Raw genomic sequence first — 19788 nt, forward strand, 5'->3', positions numbered from 1 at the left:
AAATACGGCCCATGAATCAACGACATCCAAGGCTGATGTGCACGCATTGCCGGCTCACCCCGTTCCGGTCGGATTGAAACTCCCTCGCCGGCCTCGTACCATCAAGCCGTTGCTCAATAAGAGTTTGAAATTCCGAACAATGTCAGGCAACGGCTTGATGAACGATGCCTGGCTCGGTTAGACAGTCAATCCGACCGGAACGGGGTAAGCCGGCAATGCTCCGACCAGAACGGAGTGAGCCGGCCATGCTCCGGGCGGACACAAGGAGCCGCCCCCACGATCCTGCGTTGACCTTTCTTCTCTGACCCTCTAAACGTATCAGCTTTCCTGTGACCCTATTCAAGGACATGCATGCAACTCTATCACCTCGCCCCTGTGGTTTCCGGCCTTTTCAAATTGTGGGGGAGCACCCTGCGGTTCTCCCGCACCAATTATCAGGCCATGACCTCCATGGAAGAGCAGGGGCAGTCGATAATCTTTGCCCTGTGGCATGATGAGCTGTTTCCCCTGACCTATCTGCACAGAAACGAAGGGGTGGTCGCGGTGGTCAGCAGCAGCAAGGACGGGGAACTTTTGGCCAGGGTCATGGAAGGTCTGGGATTCGGTACCGTCAGGGGATCGAGCTCCCGCAAAGGGTTGAAGGCAATGCTCGCGGCCCTCAAGGAGGTTCGAACCAAAGGACGTCATGTGGTCCTGACCGTGGACGGTCCGCGGGGTCCCCGACACCAGGCCAAGCCGGGAGCCGTGTTTCTGGCCTCAAAGGCCGGGGTACCGATTTTGCCGGTCCGGGTTCGCATCAGCCGGGCCAAAATCTTTGAAAAGGCCTGGGATAAATTTCAGCTTCCCCTTCCTTTTGCCCGGTGTGAGGCCATCTACGGAGAACCCTACCAGGTTCCGGAGAAGCTGGATGCATCGACGCTTGCTGCCGAGCAGGATCGGTTGACCGCAAAACTTGAAGCATTGGCCTGATCCTTTATCAGGGAGAAGATGTTTATGCGTGATCTTGTGTATACGGCCATTGGTGCCCTTTGTTCCCGAATGACGCCCGTTGGGATCGAGCGATTCGGATCGGTGGTCGGGTGGTTGTTCTGGCATGGTCTGCCCTCCCGAAGGACAATGGCCGTGCAGACCATTCAGGCTCGACTGCAGGTCTCCCGTAATCAGGCCCGAAAGATCGCGCGGAAAAGTTTTACCCATGCTGCCCGGGCCTTTGGAGAGATTTTTCTCAGTCGCCAGGTGGACCCCCGTTTTCTGCGTGACCACGTGGTGATGACGGATGCAACCAGAAAAAAAATAGACCATGTTTTCAGTCAACAACGTCCTGTCGTGGCAGTGACCGGGCACATGGGCAGTTGGGAGCTTCTTGGAGGAATGTGCAGACTGCTGCTTCCGGATAGATGCTGTCAGGTCGTGGTCAGACTCCCCAAAGACAAGGCTTTGGGACGGCTCATGGTCAGGCTGCGAAGCATCGGCAAGCTTCAGGTTCTTACCCATCGCAATGCCACCCGAAAGGTTCTCAAGTGTTTGAAAACAGGTGGAATGACCGCCTTTCTGGTCGACCATAACTGTTCCCGGGACGAGGCTGTGTTTCTTCCCTTTCTGGGAAAAACCGCAGCCGTGAACATGGGACCGGCATTGCTCGCCCTGCGGTCCAGGGCTGTGATCCTTCCGGTTTTCATGCTTCGTAAAGGGGGGACCATGTATCGTTTTGAAGTGGGTGAATCCCTGGATACAGCCACCCTCACCGGGAGCCGGGAAGAGAATGTCCGGGCCATTGCCGCATTCTATACCCGGGCCGTGGAGCGGATGATCGAGGCATACCCGGAACAATGGTTCTGGATGCACAAGCGTTGGAAAACCAGGCCGGAAAAGGATCTTTCCTGATCCCACACACTAAAAAAAGAGCTTTGGCGGATACCAAGGCTCTTTTTTATTGGGGTGCTACCGCAGTATCTTTTCACCCTTCGTTTTTGCGGAACAGATCCATGATCAATGTTCCATCTTCGGGAGATGCCTCTTTGTCCAGATCCACGGCCTTGCCGAAGCATTCGAAGCCCTCCTGGTTCCGCTTGATGAATCCGGCGGACAGGATGGTGGAATAGGGGATCTGTCTGCGGAGTTCGTCATGGGCGATGCGGTTGGGAAAAATGATGGGCAGGGGTTTGCCGGAAAAATCTTCGAACATGATGTATTTCATGGGACCTCCTTGTGCCAGGTGTTCGTGTGTCCAGGGTGGGTGCGGTTGTGTCTTTGTCCATGCCGTCAGAAAAGGGGCATGGGCAGGGTCTGGGTGTTCTTTTTCAAGCCCTCGCTCACCGAGGCGATGCGGGTTTTGGCGGCCTCTTTCTGGCTCTTGCGGTCGGATTGCTTGAGCACTGTGGTATAAAGACGTTTGGCCGTCTCGAATTCACGCCGTTTTTCATAGATCAGACCCGCCCGGTACATGGCCGTGACCGCCCAGATGTTCTGTTCGGGGTAACTCCAGGCCAGGCGGAGATAATAGGTCAGGGCTTGTTGCGTCTGGCCCTGGGATTGAGCCCCCTCTCCCAGCCAGAACAGAATTTCGGCCCGGATGGGTTCTTTCAGGGTGGCCCGCCGTTCCCACAAAGATTCAAGGATGTTCTGGGCCCATGACCATTGACGTTTCTGCTGGCCGAGAAGGGCGAGTTTGAGCTGCTTTTCCGGGGGGATCCGCTCGGGCCGTTCTTCCATCAACACCGCGTAATCCTTGAGCGCGGCGTCTTCATGTCCCAATTCCATTTCCATGCCGGCCCTGGCCAGAAGAAATTCGATCCGGTCGTAGGGGTCGAGATCCCTGGTCTGGATCTTCTGCAGATAGGACCAGGCCAGGTTGTGATCTCCATCTGCATTGGCGGTACGGGCGAGAAAAAGCAGTGCCTTCTGGGCTGCGGGTGCCTGGGGATAGAGAAAGGCCAGGTGTGCGGCAACAGTCTGGTCGGGTTTGTCTGCCATGTGAGCGGCCAGCCTGCCGTAGCCCGTGAGATAATCCAGGGGATAGATCTTTTCCGGGTCCGGTTGCCCCCAGAAGTCTGCGATCACCTCTCCCTGCGAGGGAACCCCGGCAGCGGCCAGAAGATAACGGGTCAGGATGGCTTCGGATACCGTTTCGGGGCTTTCAGGAGTTCCCCCCAGAACCATGCGGGCAATTTGCAGGAGCAGGGGGGGGGGGGAATGTTCCCGGGAGTCGAGTTGCTTCCACTCCTTTGCAACCCCCTGGCTGTCTCCTTGCTGGAGCTTGAGGGCGCAGGCACAGATCTCAAGGGTCTGACGGACGGATTCCGGCAAAAAGAGCGAGTCTTGTTCAGTGGTTATCATGGCCAGTCCATCTGCGGTATTCAGGGACTGAAGACGACGGGCAAACGATGGCCAGGAGGGGGTTTCCGGAGGTATGAGCACCCAGCGGGTGATTGCTCTGATATCCGGGGCAAAGAGGGAAAAAAAATCGTTGCGCACAGGGTGATCCAAAGACCTTGTGCCAGACGTGCCGGCCGGACGTCCAACCAGGACGGCGAAATGATTCCAGAATCTGGATATATCGGGATGTGATACCTGATTCAGGAACGCATCACCCTGGTCCCAAAATCCCAGCGACCAGGCTGCCAGGGTCTTGCCGATCAGCTCCCGATCCGGTTCCAGGGATACGGGCAGGGCTGGGGACGGTGGAAAGAGTCCGCTTATGTTGGAAAAAATGGGACGAACCTGTTTCCAGAATCCATTTTCAGGCCATGTTGATGCACCCAGGTCGAGCATCTGTTGCATCATTGCCTGTCGGGTATCGTAGAGCACAGGATTCCGGGTGAAAAAGGACTCCCAGAACCATTGCTTCCAGACATCCTCGAACAGGAGTCCAAGGCCTTTTTCAGCCCCCATGATCTCTGGAATGTTTTGTGAATCGCTTCCTTGTGCACGGGCCAGCCAGTTGAAGATACAGGCTTGATAATCGCCTGCAAGCCGGTTGGCCCGGGCCAAAAGAACCTGCCGTCTGTTTTCCAGGGTCGGATCGGAAAAGGAGACGTTCAGCAGAGAAACAACGTCTTCGGGTTTGTTCTGGCGCAGCAGACTCTCACCCCTGGAAAGAAGATTTTCCGGGCTGTTCGTCCGGGTGGACAATTCGTGTTCGTACACGTCCCAGGCATGATACTCCTTGAGCCAGGCCGGGAAGTTCCGGTCAGCCGCCCCTTTTTTTGCAGCCAAACCAGGGACACACACAAACACGGACAGAAGACAGAGTGTCAGGATGAGATAAAACGGGTTAAAGCGCATAGTCGGCATGGGATACGATGTTTTATATTTGAGAAATTCAAAAAATTTATCAGGTAGTTACAAAAGTTTACATAATTATCATTATGGGCCTTCGGGACGATTCCAGAAATCCAAATTCGATCCCCTCTCAATCACCCAACCAGTCCCGGCCTTCAGACAAAAATTCGATATAAAATTCTGCGCACTGCGCACTGAGAACTTTGGTGCACTGCGTACTGAGAACTTTGGCGCACTGCGTACTATGCACGTTATTTTTTCATTTTCCAGTCCGCCAAAAAGGCCTTGAGTCCCTTGTCGGTCAAGGGATGGGCTGCCAGCTGATTGATGACCTTGAAAGGAATGGTCGCAATTTGCGCACCGAGCATGGCGGATTCCAGCACATGGGTCGTGCTGCGCACGCTGGCAACGATCACTTCGGTATCGAACATATAATTGTCATAAATGGTCAGAATCTGGGAAACCAGCTCCATGCCACCGTGCCCCACATCGTCCAGCCGTCCCACAAAGGGACTTACGTAATTGGCCCCGGCCTTGGCCGCGAGCAACGCCTGCAGGGGCGAAAAAACCAGGGTCACGTTGGTGGGAATGTCCTTGGCGTGCAATTCATGAACAGCCTTGATCCCTTCCATGGTCATGGGAATCTTGACCACCACGTTGGGGCCGAAACCCACCAGATCCTTTGCCTCTTCGATCATACCCCCGGCGTCCTGGGCAATGACCTCGAGGCTCACGGGACCGTCCACTTCCCTGCAGATGGCTGCAGCCACCTCACGCCAATCGCCGGCCTCTTTGGCCATGAGACTCGGGTTCGTGGTGACCCCGTCGACCATGCCCAGTTTTTTGGCCTTGCGGATTTCGTCCAGATTTGCAGTGTCGATAAAAAATTTCATGGCCCCCCCTTTTTGATGCGGGTTCAACTGACGGATTTTGGATCCTTTCCGGCCTTGAGCTGCTCCACATATTTATCCCGGCACTCATAGCTGCAAAAACAATGAACTTCTTCACCATTCTTGACCCGGATGTCTGTATCTTTGGGTACAAAGGTGCCGCAAATCGGATCCTTGACCATAACCCCATGAGAGGCAAGATCCTTGTGTTCCTTGGTCTTGACCTGAGCCTTTTTTTTCTTGTCTCCGGTCAGGAGTTTGAACAATACAAATCCGGCAAGGGCGATAATTAAAAATTTCAGCATGTTGTTTCCTTTGTTAAGGTAAAACAATAACTTTTTTGACTGCCTAGTCTTCTTTGTTGCTTTTGGAAAAAATTGTCAATTGCCGGAATCAGCCTGCCGGATAATGTTTTTGTCAACCGTATAGGAAATCATATCCAGGGCATGGGCAGGCCTGGTTCCATCGGGAAGGATCAGATCCGGTTCGATTTCCAGCAGGGGGATGAGCACAAAGGCTCGCTGCTTCAATCGGGGATGGGGCAGGATAAGTTCCGGATCATTGGTCGTCAGGTTGCCGAACAAAAGAAGATCCAGATCGATGATCCGAGGCCCCCACCTGTGGATGCGCACCCTTCCTTGCGCTGTTTCAATGCCGAGCAGGGCCCGGAGCAGGCCGCTGGAAGTCACAAACGGATCGCACTGCAATTGGGCTACCTGGTTGGCGAACCATGGCTGATCTCGAACCCCTTGGGGCTCGGTCAGGTAGACCGATGAGACCAGCGTGCAGGTGATGCCGGCAAGATTTTCAACGGCGCGCAACGCGTTGCAGAGATTGGCCCGCGCATCCCCCTGGTTGGAACCCAGTGATATATAGGCACAGGTCGGCCGGCTGCTCACATATCGTGTGGCCTGGAAATTCATTGTCGGCTCTTAGTACCTTACTCGTGAAAGTCTGCCATAAAAAACAAGAAAATTTTATAACTGCTTGAACTTAAGACTTAAAACCTAACACTGCGGCTTGGCCGCATTAGCGTGTTCTGCTGACTCCTCGTTTGCGGCGGTCCAGGTGAATGGCCAGGATTTTATTCTTGAGGGCTGTGAGATCCTGACCACCATCCTTGATAATATTGATCAGATTCTGCATCCTGTGCGGTTCTTCCTGTGCAAACGCGGAAAGAACATCCAACTGTTCGGGTGTCAATCCATGGGCCATACCATTCTCCTTTTATGAAACCGCTTGAGGGAAGATCGGAAAATATTTGGTGAACAACCGGGTATCCATGGCACATCTGTTCTCATGCAAGTACCTGAAATATGATGGCCGGCCTGGTCCGTCCGGGCGGTTTGACTCTCCGAGGGAGCCGGCCATGCGAACAAATCAACTCCGATCAGGTATCCTTTTCCGCTTGTGCCTGCAAGCATGGAGGTGTATCCGGGCACGATCATTGTCGAAGTCGAACCCTTGTTGACCGGAGCCTGCATCGTGCCGCCTGCCCCTACCGACCCGGAGAATGTGGATCGGTTTCTTGAACATCTCATTGTGGTCAAGGGATTGGCCGAAAAAACCATTGCCGCCTATCAGGCGGATCTGCATTCCCTGATCCAATTTCTTCACGCCCATGAGATGTCCCTTTATGAGGTGGAGGAAAATATCCTGCTGGTCTACCTGCGCCACTTGTCGAATCGCACAGGATCTGCCAAGACCCTGGCCAGACACCTTGCGTCCCTGCGGGGATTTTTTGCATATCTTCACGAGCAGGGAATACTTTCCACGAATCCGGCCCTGATCCTGTCCAATCCCAAAATCGCCCGGACCATACCCGATGTGCTGACCCAGGAGGAAACCGCCCGGCTCCTGGAAGCCCCGGATACGGGAACAAAACTGGGCCACCGGGATAGGGCCATTCTGGAAGTTCTCTACGGGGCCGGACTCAGGGTGTCCGAGCTGACCAACCTGCGCCCTCTTGACTATGACGCCCAGACCGACATCCTGCGTATCTGGGGCAAAGGGGGCAAGGAGCGGATCGTTCCCCTCAATCAAACAGCGGCAACCATGCTCACCAGCTATCTGACAACCAGGTCCGCGCTTTTCACGCCGCGTCAGGATGCCATCTTTTTGAATCGTTCCGGCAATCAACTCACCCGCCAGGGGGTCTGGAAAATGATCAAACGGTACGGGCTGAAGGCCCGGATCACCAAGACGATCTCTCCCCACACCCTGCGCCACTGCTTTGCCACCCATCTTCTCGAGGGAGGAGCCGATCTGCGGACCGTCCAGGTTCTGCTCGGCCATGCGGACATCAGTGCCACGGAGATATATACCCACGTGCAGACCAGACGGCTTCTGGACATCCACCACAAGCATCACCCCCGATCCTCATCATGACCAAACAACAAGCCCACACCATCATCACCTCCCACGCCAACGCGGATTTCGATGCGCTCAGCGCCATTGTCGCGGCTGGAAAACTCTATGCAGATGCGACCCTTGTCTTTCCAGGATCCCAGGAGCGCAACCTCAAGAATTTTTTTATCCAGAGCGCCACCTATCTTTTCAATTTCAAGTCGGCCAAACAGATCGATCTCTCCTCGGTGCGCCGCCTGGTCCTGGTGGATACCCGACAAAGAGACCGCATCTCCCATGTGGCCCAGGTATTGGACAATCCAGGACTTGAGATCCACATCTACGATCATCATCCCGCGTCCGATGATGATCTGGACGGGGACTTCAATGATATCAGACCATGGGGATCGGCAACTGCCATCATGACTCGCATTCTCAGGGACAAGAACGTAACGCTTTCCCCTGACGAGGCGACCATTCTGGGGCTGGGTATTTACGAAGATACAGGCAATTTCACCTTTGCTTCGACCACTTCCCATGACCTGAACGCAGCTGCCTGGCTTGTGGATCAGGGTATGGATTTCAATATGGTCGCGGACATGGTCAATCGGGAACTGAGTGCCGATCAGATCTTCATCCTGAACAGCCTGCTCGAATCGGCCAACACCCACACCATCCATGGAATCGACGTTGTCGTTGCCCATGTCTCCCTGGACCATTATGTGGGTGACTTCGCCCTGCTGGCCCACAAGCTTCTGGAAATGGAAAACATCCGGGTTCTGTTCGCCCTGGGCAGGATGCAGGATCGGGTTCAGGTCGTGGCCAGGAGCAGAACTCCGGAAGTGGATGTGGGAACCATCTGCAGCTCCCTTGGAGGGGGCGGACATCCCTACGCAGCTTCAGCTTCGATCAAGGACAGAACTCTGGAACAGGTCAAGGATGAACTTTTCGGATTGCTCTACTCCCAGATCACCCCGGATATCAATGTACGTACCCTGTGTTCGAGCCCGGCGGTGGTCATTGAAAAGAACAAGCCCCTGCAGCATGCAGCCGATGTCATGACCAGATACGGGCTCAAAGCCATTCCGGTGGTCAAGCCGGGAACCCTCATCTGCGTGGGTATTCTGGAGCATCAACTTGCAGAAAAGGCGCTCATCCACCAACTCGGGAATGTGCTTGTCAAGGAATACATGCTCAGGGATTTTGCGAGCGTGACCCTGGACATGAGCCTCTATCCGGTCATGGAAATTATTCTGGGACAGGGACAGCGGCTGGTTCCGGTTCTCGATGACCAGAAAACCATCTTCGGCGTGATTACTCGTACCGATCTCATCAATACCCTTGTCAGCGAACCGGCCCGGATCCCGGAAACGCTGATTCCTGAACGACACCGGGAACGTCGGATCAAACATCTGCTCAAAGAACGACTTCCTCGGGAATTGTTTGATTTTCTGATTCAGGTTGGAGAACTGGCTCGGGAAAAGGAGGTCAACGTCTATTGTGTGGGGGGATTTGTCCGCGATATCCTCCTCTATCTCCCTAATTTTGATGTGGATCTGGTAGTCGAGGGGAACGGGATCGAGTTTGCAAGGGCTCTGGCGCGAAAATTTGGAGGCCGCGTCAGGGAACACCGCAAATTCAAGACCGCCGTGGTCGTTCTTGAATCCGGGAAAAAAATCGACGTGGCCACGGCCCGACTCGAGTATTATGAATACCCTGCCGCCCTGCCCACGGTGGAGCTCTCATCCATTAAAATGGATCTTTTTCGCCGTGATTTTACCATAAACGCTCTGGCTGTTCAGCTCAATCCCGAAGAGTTTGGCCGATTGGTAGATTTTTTCGGAGGGCAAAAGGATATCAAAAACAAGAATATCAGGGTCCTTCATTCCCTGAGTTTTGTGGAAGATCCGACCCGGATCATCCGGGCCATCCGGTTTGCCCAGCGGTTCGGGTTTTCCATCGGCAGGCAGACCGAACGGCTGATCAAAAATGCCGTGGAATTGAACATTTTTAACAAGTTATCGGGCAATCGAATCTTCCGGGAAATCCGTTACATGCTTGCGGAGAAAAAACCCGTTGCCTGTCTCAAGGAGATGGACCGGTTCAAACTCCTCGCGGCCGTTCATCCCCTTTTGACCCTGGAACCTGCCAAGCAGCAGATCCTTGAGGAAATCGAACAGGTCGTCGCCTGGTACAAACTACTCTATCTTGAACCCTCTCCCCGTCCCTGGGTAGTGTATATGCTTGGTCTGTGCGCCGGTTTCAATGATTCTCAGGTTCAGATCCTGGTTCGCAGGCTCAATCTGACCAAGAAAGAAGCAACACTGCTTATCGAGCTCAGACATGCAGTCAAAAAGACTGTGGAATCCCTTTTTATGTGGGAGCAGAACCAGGGATCTGCAAGTGAGTTTTTCTTTATTCTCGAACCGCTCTGTCTCGAGGGCATTCTCTATCTCATGGCCAGAAGCAGCAAGGAGACCATGCGCAAGCATATTTCTCTTTACCTGACCCAGCTTCGAACCCAGTCTATCGATATCACGGGCAAGGATCTTCGGGATCTGGATATTGCTCCCGGGCCCATTTATGGCCGCATTCTCAAGGAGGTGACTGCTGCTAAATTGGACAATGGATCCCTTACCCGTGAAGAGCAATTGAAAATGGCCGAAGAGATGGCGAAAAACACCGATCAGGCAATCGGGTAATGACAATCAGTGTCCCTACCTGCTCGGTTTTCTTGACCTACCACCCGGAATAACCTAAAAAACCACATTTTGTGTTACCACAACTCTGTGAGGAGGATCACCCACAATGATGAAAAAAGCTTTGCTCACCATGGTAGCTGTTTTGTTGCTTTCCAATGTCGCCGCGGCCAAGACCATCGTCTTTGCTTCCGATGCCACCTGGCCGCCCATGGAAATGGTCGATGCCAACAAGGATATTGTTGGTTTCTGTCCTGATCTGGTCAAGGCCATTGCAAAGGCAGCCGGATTCACCGCTGTGATCAAGAACACAGCCTGGGATGGTATTTTTGCAGGTCTTGCAGCGGGCAAATACGATGCCATCGCCTCCTCAGTATCCATTACAGACAAACGTAAAAAGGTCATGGATTTCAGTGATCCCTATTTCGAGGTCAAGCAGGGGGTTGTCACCAAGAAGGGTGCGGGTATCAAGACCGAAGCCGACCTTGCGGGCAAGAAAATCGGTGCACAGATCGGAACCACCGGTTATTTTGCCTCCAAACGTATCAAGGGTGCCCAGGCTGAATCATACGACGAAGTCGGGCTGGCCATCGAGAATCTGAATAACGGTCGGATCGATGCGGTCATCTGCGACGACGCGGTTGCAGCGGGTTATGCCTTGCAGAACGAGAATTATATCGATTCCCTGACCCTGGCTTTTCTCATTGTTCCCGATGAACCCGAATATCTGGGTATTGCCGTGAACAAGGGCAACTCGGACACTCTTGCCCTGATCAACGACGGGCTCAAAAAGGTCCGGGAAAGCGGCGAGTACGACACCATCTTCAAGAAGTGGTTCCCCACCGAATAATCGAATATTCCCATGTAGTGGAGACAGGAAGCCGCAAATGCGGCTTCCTGTCCTTTCCGGCCAAAGCCAGTTTATCATACATATCCCCGGTCGACAGTATTTTATGAAGGCATTCCCATGACCCAAAAAGAAATCAGCATCAATGTCGGTGACGGTGCAGCCATCCCTTCGAACAAGGACAGGGGGTTGTTCAGTGCCTGGTGGATTTCCTTTATCGGCGCCCTGACGATCATCACCTACCTGTGCATGACCAAACCGGACCCCTATCTGGATATCCTCAAATTTCTTCCGGACGGCATCCTGGTCACCTTTCAGGTAACCGTGTATTCGATCCTCCTCTCCCTTGTCATCGGATTGGTGACTGGACTCGGACGGCTCTCCAAAAACCGATTTTTCAATCTGATCGCATCCACCTATGTGGAGATCATCCGGGGCATTCCCCTTCTGGTTCAGCTTTTCTATATCTATTATGCCTTGGGAAAATTTCAGCTTTTCAGCAATCTGCCCCCGCTTGCGGCCGCGGTCATCGCCATGGCCATCTGCTACGGGGCCTACATGGGCGAGGTCTTCAGGGCCGGTATCGATTCCATTGATCATGGTCAGACCGAGGCCGCCAGAACACTCGGGTTCAACCGGCATCAGACCATGTTTCTGGTCATTCTGCCCCAGGCCTGGCGGACCATTTTACCTCCTGTCGGCAACGAGTTCATCGCCCTGCTCAAGGACAGCTCCCTGGTATCCATCCTGGCCGTTGCGGATATCCTGCGCAGGGGTCGTGAATTCGCCAGCGAATCGTTCTATTATTTCGAAGCCTTCACTATGGTAGCCCTGGTCTATCTGGTCATTACCCTGATTCTATCAAAGGGCGTAAGCCGCATGGAACACAAACTGGATTATTATGAACGCAACTGATCCCATCATCCGCATAGAGAACATCTACAAATTTTTCGGTACGCTCAAGGCTCTGGAAAACGTCTCCCTGTCCATCAATCCCGGGGAAAAAGTAGTCATCATCGGCCCCAGCGGTTCAGGAAAATCCACCCTGCTGCGTTCCATCAACCGACTTGAATCCATTGATCGCGGGACAATCATTGTCGACGGCAAGGATGTCAATTCTCCGCACAACGATATCAATGTCATTCGTCAGGAACTTGGCATGGTCTTTCAGAGTTTCAATCTCTTTCCGCACAAGACCGTGCTCCAGAATCTAACCATGGCACCGATCCGTCTGAAAAAGATTTCTCAGGCAACAGCGGAAAAGACAGCCATGTCCCTGCTTGACAAGGTAGGTATTCCAGACAAGGCAGATGTGTACCCGGCCATGCTTTCGGGCGGTCAGCAACAGCGGGTGGCCATTGCCCGGGCCCTGGCCATGAATCCGAAAATCATGCTCTTTGACGAACCTACATCTGCTCTTGATCCTGAAATGATTGGTGAAGTTCTGGATGTCATGGTCAAACTCGCTCTGGAAGGCATGACCATGGTTGTGGTGACCCACGAAATGGGGTTTGCCAAAGAAGTGGCTGACAGGGTCATTTTCATGGATGAAGGCATGATCGTGGAAACGGGCACCCCGGAACATTTTTTCAATAATCCCGAGCATCCCCGAACCAAGAAATTTTTAAGCCAGATCCTCTAGGAGTACGATCATGCACACGCTGTGGGCTCCCTGGCGAATCGACTATATTCTTGGACCCAAACCCGATAGTTGTGTCTTTTGTCTTCCCGAACATACTCGTGAGGACCGGGAACGGCTCATCCTGTACAGGGCCGAACATTGTTTCGTGATCATGAACAAATTCCCGTATTCCAGTGGACATCTTATGGTCACTCCGTATAGACATGTACATGCGATTACAGATCTTACGGTCGAAGAAAGCCACGAGGTCATGGACTACCTGCGGATCACCAGCGAAATCCTGACCCGGGTCTATCATCCTCAGGGAATCAATATCGGGCTGAATCAGGGCGAGGCAGCGGGTGCTGGAATCCAGGAGCATCTTCATTTCCATCTCGTACCCCGATGGGTGGGCGATCATTCCTTCATGGCGGTCAATGCCTCGACCATGGTTGTTTCGGAGCATCTCAACGTTGCCTATGACAAACTGCTGCCCCGGTTCAAGGCACTCGGAAAAGACAACAGCTCGGATTGAACATCGTTTCGCCTACACGACTGTCGGAGAACATTTCAAGAATGACCTCGTAGTTTGATAGCAATCTTGCACCCTGTATCGTATATCCTTTGATCAACCTCAACGAAAATCAGCACCTGTCATTGACCGTGGCCGTTCTGACGACTACGATCCCCGCTCAATCAACCGTTTTCAGCAAGGAGTACTAGCATGCGTTATCTGAAGGTTCTGAGTCTGGTTGCCCTGTTTTTTGTGTCCATGCTCTTCTTCGTTCAGAACACAGACGTGTTGGTCCAGACCCTCACTCTTCAACTCGGACTTTTCTCCTGGAAGGCCACCAGTGCCCCGGTTCCACACTATCTGCTCATCCTGCTCGCCTTTGTGGCCGGAGCGATTTTGCCCTTGCTCTACTTCATGTGCGAGAAAGTCCGGTTGTCCAAGGATCTGCGTACGGCCCGAAAAACCATTCAGCAGCAGGAAGAAGAGCTCAACTCCTTGAGAAACATGCCCATTCAGGAATCTGATTATCAGACGGAAACGATCTCTACTGATACTGAATCCATTCAGCAATAGCCTGATTTTTTTACGAATTGCTCCTTGCCATCTCCTCGGGGATGTTCATGCGGATGCATTTCGTCACCTGCCCTGATTCTGTTGGGGCAGGTGCCCTTTTTTGCCGAGACCAACCCAATTCCGGTCCCCGTGCCCGCGCATCCGGGGGAAGTTCCGGACGGAGTCATGTGATCTTATGGCATTGTGGAACACGATCCACTCTCTGTTCACCAGAAAACCATCACCTGCGGATGGTTCCCTTTTTCCGCTCGAACTCGGAGACGGCCTGTCGGACAGGGATACCCTGGCCGCCATCGGAGAGCTGAGCCGGGTCGTCAAGAATAATTCCGACAGCGTCGAGACCTATTTGGCCCTGGGTAATTTGTACCGTTCCCAGGGAGAACTCGAACGGGCCATTCAGATTCGCCAGAATCTGATCATCCGGCCGGGTCTTGATAACGACTTCAAAGGGCGGGCCTATTTCGAGCTGGGCAAGGATTACAAGCGGGCCGGATTCATGGATCGTTCCCAGGAGGCCCTGGAGAAGGCCATGAAGCTTTGCGGCAAGGATCCTTCGATCATTCTGGAAATGGTCGATTTGACCGCCAGGACCAATGATTTCCTCTCCGCTGCCAAATACTGCGCCGCCCTTAAATTTTCTCTGGGACAGGCCCACTATCTGGTTCTTCATGCCCGCTCCCTGCTTGCCGGCGAGTCCAACCAGGAACGCGATGAAGCCGGCAAGTGGCTGTCCAGATCAATCAGAATCTATCCCCAATCCATCGAGGCATGGCTTGAGTATCTGCTTCTGGATTACGAACGGGCCGACTGGAAGCATTTCAGCAGACGGCTTGAATCGGGTTTGGAAAACATCTCCAAAGAGCTCCGTTTCGTACTCCTGGAGGGGTTGATCCAGCACGGCCTCAAAAGCACTTCCCAGGACGACCAGGAACATCATGTCCATCCTGAAGCCTGTGCACAGGCCCTGGCCTGCATCGAACCCTATGCTGACGATCTTTTGCTCTACTACTACGGTGCCCTTCTGCACATCCAGGCCGGAGACACCGAAGCGGCCAAAACCTGGCTGGAGAAATCCCTGTTTCTGGACTCGGATTTCTGGCCCTCCCGACTGGAGGTCCTGCTTCTCTCTCTGCCGGAGCAATCTCAGAATCCTGTGTTCAGCGTTCAGCTTGAATTTTTTCTCAAACGGGCCAGAAGGGTCAAACGGTTTGTCTGTTCTCATTGCGGGCTCAAGCGCGAACAGATTTTCTATGTCTGTCCCAGATGTCAGGCCTGGCATTCCATCCGATTCAGAAAATCCCTCAACGACTGATTTGTTTGTATGAACACACCCAAACTCACCCCCATGCTCGAGCAGTATCTGCGCATCAAGGAGGAGTATCCTGATGCCCTGCTCTTCTACCGCATGGGCGATTTTTACGAACTCTTTTTTGAAGATGCGCAAAAGGCTGCCCGGGAATTGCAGATAGCTCTCACCTCGCGCAATCCCAATGCCGAGCAGCCGGTTCCCATGTGCGGCGTACCCCATCATGCTAAAAACGAATATCTCAAACAGCTGATTGAAAAAGGGTATAAAATTGCCATTTGCGATCAGGTCGAGGATCCCAAGGAGGCCAAGGGGCTGGTCAAGCGGGAAGTAACCCGTGTGCTCACTCCGGGAACCATCGTCGAAGACCTGGTCCACGAGCAGGGTGAGAGTCAATATCTTGCTGCCATGATTCTGGATGACACACAGGGCGGCGGTCTGGCATGGGCCGATTGCACCACCGGTGAATGGACCGGGCTCGCTTCCAGAGATCCCGATTTTCTCTGGCAGTGGGTGGCCAAGGTGGCGCCCAGGGAATTGCTCCTGCCTCGGGAAACGCAGGTTCCAAGCCAGTATGGTCAGATCAGGGCCAATGTGACCCATGTGCCTACCGCCGGCTATTTCGACCCGAACGGCTCCCGTGACAGGGTACTCCGCGCTCAGAAGGTAGCCACACTCGATTCTCTCGATCTGGCGGACAAGCCCATGCTTCTTCGGGCCTGCGGGGCTATCGTCGCCTATCTGACCCAGACCCAGAAACAGGATCTGACCTGTCTGGCCCCGTTTTCGCCCCTGAATCTTTCCAGCCAAGTCATGCTCGACGAGGTGACCGAAAAGAACCTTGAATTGTTCACCCGCATGGACGGTCGCAAGGGCAGGGGCACCCTCTTCCATGTCATGGATCAGACCATGACCCCCATGGGCAGGAGGCTTCTGGAAAAACGGCTTCATCAGCCTTTCAAAGAACTCGGTCCCATCCAGGCCTATCAGGATACTGTTCGTCTGTTCTTCAATGATCCCGATTTGACCGGAAAGGTTCGCGAAGCACTGGATAAAGTCTATGATGTCGAGAGGCTGTGTACCAGAATCTATCTGAACCGTTGTTCCCCCAAGGATTTTATCGGACTTCGCCAGAGTCTGAGCCGGTTTCCCACCATCCAGGAATTGCTCGGAACAATCCCCTCTCCGCCTCGACTGCTCAAAAAGATGCTTGCCGCCTGGGACAATCTGGACGCTTTGCACGATCTTCTGCAACGCTCCCTGCTCGACAATCCCAACCATCTTATTACCGAGGGCGGACTTTTCAAACAGGGGTTTGATACCGAACTCGACGAGCTCATCGAACTGACCGAACACGGGGAATCCACCCTGGTTGCGCTCAAAGACAGGGAACAGCAGAAAAACAATCTTCCCAAACTGAAAATCGGGTTCAACCGGGTTTTCGGGTATTATTTCGAGCTGAGCAAAGCCCATACAGAAACCCTTCCCGATCATTTCATCCGCAGGCAGACCCTGGTCAACAGCGAACGATACATCACCGAGGAGCTCAAGGAGCTGGAGGAAAAACTCCTGTCCGCAGCTCAGAAGCGCAAGACCCGGGAATACAATCTGTTCATGGATCTGCGTGAACAGGTTGCTTCCATGCGCGATAGGTTCATGGCCATGGCTGCCATTCTGGCCCGGATCGATTACTGGCAGGGACTTGCTCATGCAGGACGCAGATGGTCCTGGGTGGTTCCCGAACTGCATACCGGCCTGGAATTGTCCATCACCGGGGGCAGACATCCGGTTGTGGAGGCTGTCCAGGGAAGCGCCAATTACATTCCCAATGATCTGCACATGACCGATGAAGGCAGGGTCCTGCTGGTCACCGGGCCGAACATGGCCGGTAAATCCACGGTTCTTCGCCAGACCGCCTTGATCATGATTATGGCCCAGATGGGATCATTGGTCCCGGCAGACAAGGCCTGCCTGGGATTGTGCGACCGGGTTTTCTCCCGGGTCGGGGCCTCGGACAATCTGGCCCAGGGTCAGTCCACCTTTATGGTGGAAATGAATGAAACAGCCAGAATTCTGCGTCAGGCGGGTAAACGAAGCCTGATCATTCTGGATGAGATTGGTCGGGGCACATCCACCTTTGACGGCCTCTCCCTGGCCTGGGCGGTCGTCGAAGAACTGGCCCGGCGGCAGGGAGGGATCAGGACCCTGTTCGCGACCCATTATCATGAACTGACCGCCCTGGAGGGGGATATCCCCCAGATCAGGAACATGAACATCGCTGTCAAGGAATGGAAGGGAGAGATCATCTTTCTGCGGCGCCTCGTGCCGGGCCCTGCGGATCGCAGTTACGGGATCGAGGTGGCCAGGCTGGCCGGGGTTCCCATGTCCGTTGTCCAGCGGGCCCGGGAGATACTCGATCATCTGGAACGCTCCTCCAAACGCCAGCATGGACAGGCGGTCAGGGAGATAACCACCCGGGAACCCATGCTGCCGGGATTGGTCCCGAAACAGCCGACCGCCAAAGAAACCGAATATGAACCCTCCGCTCTCCACCCCATTGTCCGGGAATTGCGCGACATGAACATCGACGGCCTCACCCCGCTGGAGGCCTTGACACTCTTGAACAAATGGAAACAGGATGCCTACAACGCCTAATGCATACCGATTGTTCGGTACCTTCGCAGTAATCCTTGTGCTTTGCGTGACTGCAGGTTGCGGACTCAAGCTCTGGCCCGAGCCCCGGGCCGAAGAAGACCGGTTCGCATGGGAAGATATCGCCTTTACCTCCAGGGAGACCTGCCTGGAAATCCGGGCCGGTCTCACCGGTGCCTATGGCAATCTGGTCCGGGTCGAACTCGAACTCGCCCCGAGCGATGAAGACTGCCCCTCCTGTCCCTTCCAGCCGCAGCAGACCCTTGCCTTTGAAATGGATGACCCCGAAATCACCCGCACGGGATCGTCCCTGACCCTGCTCTATTGTCAGCTTTCCGAATCCACGGGCTTTCGATGGCGCATCGTCGGGTACAACGTGCATTCGTCGCTGCAGCCGGTTCCGTCAAAGGTGATGTATGTCGGGGAGAAGGAATAAAAAAAAGAGTGCGCAGTGCTCAGTACGCAGTGCGCAGATGGTATGATCCCGATTCATATCGCTAGAAATTACGTATCCCTTGACCGGTGAACGCTTTCACACAGAATAATGCGTGAATTGCATCCACGCGGCAACGTCCGGGAACACAGGCAAGCAAACATCATAACCTGCGCACTGCGTACTGAGCACTGCGCACTTCCCCCTGGAGAATGTATGAATTATTTTGAGTATAAAGACGGCGAACTCTATGCCGAAGATGTACGGATCAGGGATTTGGTTTATGAGTACGATACTCCTTTATATGTCTATTCTGCCAAGACATTGCGGCGGCATTACAAGGCCTTTGATTCGGCCTTCGAGGGCATCGACCACCTGATCTGTTATTCGGTCAAGGCCAATTCCAATTTGTGCGTGCTGGATCTGCTCAAAAAAGAAGGCTCCGGAGCGGACATCGTTTCCGGCGGAGAACTTTTCCGGGCCCTTCGGGCGGGCATGGACCCGAAGAAAATCGTCTATTCAGGGGTGGGTAAATCGGTCAGTGAGATCCAGGAGGCTTTGTTCGCTGGCATTCTCATGTTCAATGTGGAATCCGAACAGGAGCTCGAACGGATCAGCGAGGTGGCCAGTGAACTGAAATTCGAGGCCAAGGTGAGTCTTCGGATCAATCCGGATGTGGATCCCAAGACGCATCCCTATGTGGCCACAGGACTCAAAAAAAGCAAGTTCGGCATTCCCATGGACCAGGCAATGGCCCTGTACGTGAAGGCAAGGGATCTCCCCGGAGTCGATCCCGTGGGCATCGATTGCCACATCGGATCGCAACTGACGACCATTGAACCCTTTTTGGAGAGTATCGAACGGCTTAAAAAACTGCACATTGAACTGGCGGACAATGGAATCACCATCAAGTACCTCGATCTTGGCGGGGGACTGGGCATCACCTACAAGGAAGAGGAACCACCCCATCCCAGAGAATTCGGATTGGCCCTGAAAAAGGCACTCCAGGGCATGGATCTGACACTGATCCTCGAGCCTGGACGGGTCATTGCCGGGAACGCAGGCATCCTGATCACCCAGGTCGAATACATCAAAGAGGGAAGTACCAAGGATTTCGTGATTGTGGATGCAGCCATGAACGATCTGGTCCGTCCGTCTCTCTATGGTTCCTTTCATCGCATTGCCGAAGTCGAGCCCAGAGGGAGGACTGAAAAAAATGTAGATGTTGTCGGGCCCATTTGTGAATCCGGGGATTTTCTGGCCCAGGATCGGGATCTTCCCCAGGTGGAACAGGGAGAACTTTTGGCTGTTTATTCCGCAGGCGCCTATGGATTTGTCATGTCCTCCCAGTACAATTCCCGCCCCCGAGCGGCCGAGATCCTCGTGGACGGAGACTCCATCCGGGTGATCAGAAAACGGGAACAGTATCAGACGCTCATCGCCCTGGAAGAGGATTGTCTCGAGGAATAGAGACCTTCGTACGGGTTTGGTTTTACCTTTCAGAAGGTAGAAGAATTTTTTGAATAAGGTACTTGATCCTCGGACCATGCTTCCCGGGAGCGCGGGCGTCCCGCCCGCATTGTACCTGTATGAGCCATGTTCCCGATCATCCCGCACGCATTGAAA

Annotated in this window: 19 protein-coding genes; 13 read left to right on the forward strand and 6 right to left on the reverse strand. The window is 53.8% G+C overall.

Going from position 1 to position 19788, the window contains the following annotated elements; translation table 11 throughout:
* Positions 1 to 351: 351 nt before the first annotated feature.
* Both ACTVJH_RS03325 and ACTVJH_RS03330 read left to right on the forward strand, forming a co-directional pair.
* A complete protein-coding gene (locus ACTVJH_RS03325; RefSeq protein ID WP_455987444.1) occupies positions 352 to 969 on the forward strand; it encodes a lysophospholipid acyltransferase family protein in 618 nt (205 codons plus the stop codon).
* Positions 970 to 993: 24 nt separating this feature from the next.
* Entirely contained in the window at positions 994 to 1884 is an 891-nt protein-coding gene (locus ACTVJH_RS03330) for a lysophospholipid acyltransferase family protein (protein WP_455987446.1), read from the forward strand.
* A gap of 73 nt (positions 1885 to 1957) precedes the next feature.
* On the opposite strand, the gene ACTVJH_RS03335 is transcribed toward ACTVJH_RS03330, so the two are convergent.
* The 6 genes from ACTVJH_RS03335 to ACTVJH_RS03360 form a co-directional block, all read right to left on the reverse strand.
* Entirely contained in the window at positions 1958 to 2197 is a 240-nt protein-coding gene (locus ACTVJH_RS03335; protein WP_455987448.1) for a hypothetical protein, read from the reverse strand.
* A 65-nt stretch (positions 2198 to 2262) separates the two neighbouring features.
* The gene (locus tag ACTVJH_RS03340) at positions 2263 to 4284 is read right to left on the reverse strand and encodes a tetratricopeptide repeat protein (protein ID WP_455987450.1); all 2022 of its coding nucleotides are present in this window, start codon (positions 4282 to 4284) and stop codon (positions 2263 to 2265) included.
* A gap of 248 nt (positions 4285 to 4532) precedes the next feature.
* Positions 4533 to 5174, reverse strand: a complete 642-nt coding sequence (gene fsa, locus ACTVJH_RS03345; protein WP_455987452.1) for a fructose-6-phosphate aldolase — start codon at positions 5172 to 5174, stop codon at positions 4533 to 4535.
* Positions 5175 to 5197: 23 nt separating this feature from the next.
* Positions 5198 to 5476 carry a transcriptional regulator gene (locus ACTVJH_RS03350; protein ID WP_455987454.1) on the reverse strand — a complete coding sequence of 93 codons (279 nt, stop codon included), beginning with the start codon at positions 5474 to 5476 and terminating at the stop codon, positions 5198 to 5200.
* 75 nt (positions 5477 to 5551) lie between these two features.
* Positions 5552 to 6094: a 2-amino-4-hydroxy-6-hydroxymethyldihydropteridine diphosphokinase gene (gene folK / locus ACTVJH_RS03355; RefSeq protein WP_455987456.1), complete on the reverse strand. Its 543-nt coding sequence runs from the start codon at positions 6092 to 6094 to the stop codon at positions 5552 to 5554.
* Between the two features lie 106 nt (positions 6095 to 6200).
* Complete coding sequence (locus ACTVJH_RS03360) at positions 6201 to 6386, reverse strand: hypothetical protein (RefSeq protein ID WP_455987458.1); 186 nt, start codon at positions 6384 to 6386, stop codon at positions 6201 to 6203.
* A 207-nt stretch (positions 6387 to 6593) separates the two neighbouring features.
* Here ACTVJH_RS03360 and xerD point away from each other — a divergent pair, with 207 nt between their 5' ends.
* The 11 genes from xerD to lysA all read left to right on the forward strand — a co-directional run bounded on the left by xerD (position 6594) and on the right by lysA (position 19632).
* Positions 6594 to 7559 carry a site-specific tyrosine recombinase XerD gene (gene xerD / locus ACTVJH_RS03365; protein ID WP_455987460.1) on the forward strand — a complete coding sequence of 322 codons (966 nt, stop codon included), beginning with the start codon at positions 6594 to 6596 and terminating at the stop codon, positions 7557 to 7559.
* The gene (locus tag ACTVJH_RS03370; protein ID WP_455987462.1) at positions 7556 to 10219 is read left to right on the forward strand and encodes a CBS domain-containing protein; all 2664 of its coding nucleotides are present in this window, start codon (positions 7556 to 7558) and stop codon (positions 10217 to 10219) included. Before xerD ends, ACTVJH_RS03370 begins: the two co-directional genes overlap by 4 nt.
* 106 nt (positions 10220 to 10325) lie before the next feature.
* Positions 10326 to 11066 carry a basic amino acid ABC transporter substrate-binding protein gene (locus ACTVJH_RS03375; protein ID WP_455987464.1) on the forward strand — a complete coding sequence of 247 codons (741 nt, stop codon included), beginning with the start codon at positions 10326 to 10328 and terminating at the stop codon, positions 11064 to 11066.
* A gap of 117 nt (positions 11067 to 11183) precedes the next feature.
* Positions 11184 to 11978, forward strand: coding sequence for an amino acid ABC transporter permease (locus ACTVJH_RS03380; RefSeq protein ID WP_455987466.1), 795 nt, complete (start codon positions 11184 to 11186; stop codon positions 11976 to 11978).
* Positions 11965 to 12705 carry an amino acid ABC transporter ATP-binding protein gene (locus ACTVJH_RS03385; RefSeq protein WP_455987468.1) on the forward strand — a complete coding sequence of 247 codons (741 nt, stop codon included), beginning with the start codon at positions 11965 to 11967 and terminating at the stop codon, positions 12703 to 12705. Before ACTVJH_RS03380 ends, ACTVJH_RS03385 begins: the two co-directional genes overlap by 14 nt.
* A gap of 10 nt (positions 12706 to 12715) precedes the next feature.
* A complete protein-coding gene (locus ACTVJH_RS03390) occupies positions 12716 to 13219 on the forward strand; it encodes an HIT family protein (RefSeq protein ID WP_455987470.1) in 504 nt (167 codons plus the stop codon).
* Positions 13220 to 13408: 189 nt separating this feature from the next.
* Complete coding sequence (locus tag ACTVJH_RS03395; protein ID WP_455987472.1) at positions 13409 to 13771, forward strand: LapA family protein; 363 nt, start codon at positions 13409 to 13411, stop codon at positions 13769 to 13771.
* A gap of 175 nt (positions 13772 to 13946) precedes the next feature.
* A complete protein-coding gene (locus ACTVJH_RS03400; protein WP_455987474.1) occupies positions 13947 to 15083 on the forward strand; it encodes a tetratricopeptide repeat protein in 1137 nt (378 codons plus the stop codon).
* 9 nt (positions 15084 to 15092) lie between these two features.
* Entirely contained in the window at positions 15093 to 17732 is a 2640-nt protein-coding gene (gene mutS / locus ACTVJH_RS03405; RefSeq protein ID WP_455987476.1) for a DNA mismatch repair protein MutS, read from the forward strand.
* Entirely contained in the window at positions 17716 to 18165 is a 450-nt protein-coding gene (locus ACTVJH_RS03410; RefSeq protein ID WP_455987478.1) for a hypothetical protein, read from the forward strand. Before mutS ends, ACTVJH_RS03410 begins: the two co-directional genes overlap by 17 nt.
* A gap of 213 nt (positions 18166 to 18378) precedes the next feature.
* Positions 18379 to 19632, forward strand: coding sequence for a diaminopimelate decarboxylase (gene lysA / locus ACTVJH_RS03415; RefSeq protein ID WP_455987480.1), 1254 nt, complete (start codon positions 18379 to 18381; stop codon positions 19630 to 19632).
* Positions 19633 to 19788 lie beyond the last annotated feature (156 nt).

Source organism: Desulfoplanes sp. PS50 (genome assembly GCF_053851535.1).

Excerpts from the sequence above, each read along its gene's own strand:
- ACTVJH_RS03325 (WP_455987444.1), top strand. The coding sequence starts at position 352 with ATGCAACTCTATCACCTCGCCCCTGTGGTTTCCGGCCTTTTCAAATTG.
- ACTVJH_RS03330 (WP_455987446.1), top strand. The coding sequence starts at position 994 with ATGCGTGATCTTGTGTATACGGCCATTGGTGCCCTTTGTTCCCGAATG.
- ACTVJH_RS03335 (WP_455987448.1), bottom strand. The coding sequence starts at position 2,197 with ATGAAATACATCATGTTCGAAGATTTTTCCGGCAAACCCCTGCCCATC.
- ACTVJH_RS03340 (WP_455987450.1), bottom strand. The coding sequence starts at position 4,284 with ATGCGCTTTAACCCGTTTTATCTCATCCTGACACTCTGTCTTCTGTCC.
- fsa (WP_455987452.1), bottom strand. The coding sequence starts at position 5,174 with ATGAAATTTTTTATCGACACTGCAAATCTGGACGAAATCCGCAAGGCC.
- ACTVJH_RS03350 (WP_455987454.1), bottom strand. The coding sequence starts at position 5,476 with ATGCTGAAATTTTTAATTATCGCCCTTGCCGGATTTGTATTGTTCAAA.
- folK (WP_455987456.1), bottom strand. The coding sequence starts at position 6,094 with ATGAATTTCCAGGCCACACGATATGTGAGCAGCCGGCCGACCTGTGCC.
- ACTVJH_RS03360 (WP_455987458.1), bottom strand. The coding sequence starts at position 6,386 with ATGGCCCATGGATTGACACCCGAACAGTTGGATGTTCTTTCCGCGTTT.
- xerD (WP_455987460.1), top strand. The coding sequence starts at position 6,594 with ATGGAGGTGTATCCGGGCACGATCATTGTCGAAGTCGAACCCTTGTTG.
- ACTVJH_RS03370 (WP_455987462.1), top strand. The coding sequence starts at position 7,556 with ATGACCAAACAACAAGCCCACACCATCATCACCTCCCACGCCAACGCG.
- ACTVJH_RS03375 (WP_455987464.1), top strand. The coding sequence starts at position 10,326 with ATGATGAAAAAAGCTTTGCTCACCATGGTAGCTGTTTTGTTGCTTTCC.
- ACTVJH_RS03380 (WP_455987466.1), top strand. The coding sequence starts at position 11,184 with ATGACCCAAAAAGAAATCAGCATCAATGTCGGTGACGGTGCAGCCATC.
- ACTVJH_RS03385 (WP_455987468.1), top strand. The coding sequence starts at position 11,965 with ATGAACGCAACTGATCCCATCATCCGCATAGAGAACATCTACAAATTT.
- ACTVJH_RS03390 (WP_455987470.1), top strand. The coding sequence starts at position 12,716 with ATGCACACGCTGTGGGCTCCCTGGCGAATCGACTATATTCTTGGACCC.
- ACTVJH_RS03395 (WP_455987472.1), top strand. The coding sequence starts at position 13,409 with ATGCGTTATCTGAAGGTTCTGAGTCTGGTTGCCCTGTTTTTTGTGTCC.
- ACTVJH_RS03400 (WP_455987474.1), top strand. The coding sequence starts at position 13,947 with ATGGCATTGTGGAACACGATCCACTCTCTGTTCACCAGAAAACCATCA.
- mutS (WP_455987476.1), top strand. The coding sequence starts at position 15,093 with ATGAACACACCCAAACTCACCCCCATGCTCGAGCAGTATCTGCGCATC.
- ACTVJH_RS03410 (WP_455987478.1), top strand. The coding sequence starts at position 17,716 with ATGCCTACAACGCCTAATGCATACCGATTGTTCGGTACCTTCGCAGTA.
- lysA (WP_455987480.1), top strand. The coding sequence starts at position 18,379 with ATGAATTATTTTGAGTATAAAGACGGCGAACTCTATGCCGAAGATGTA.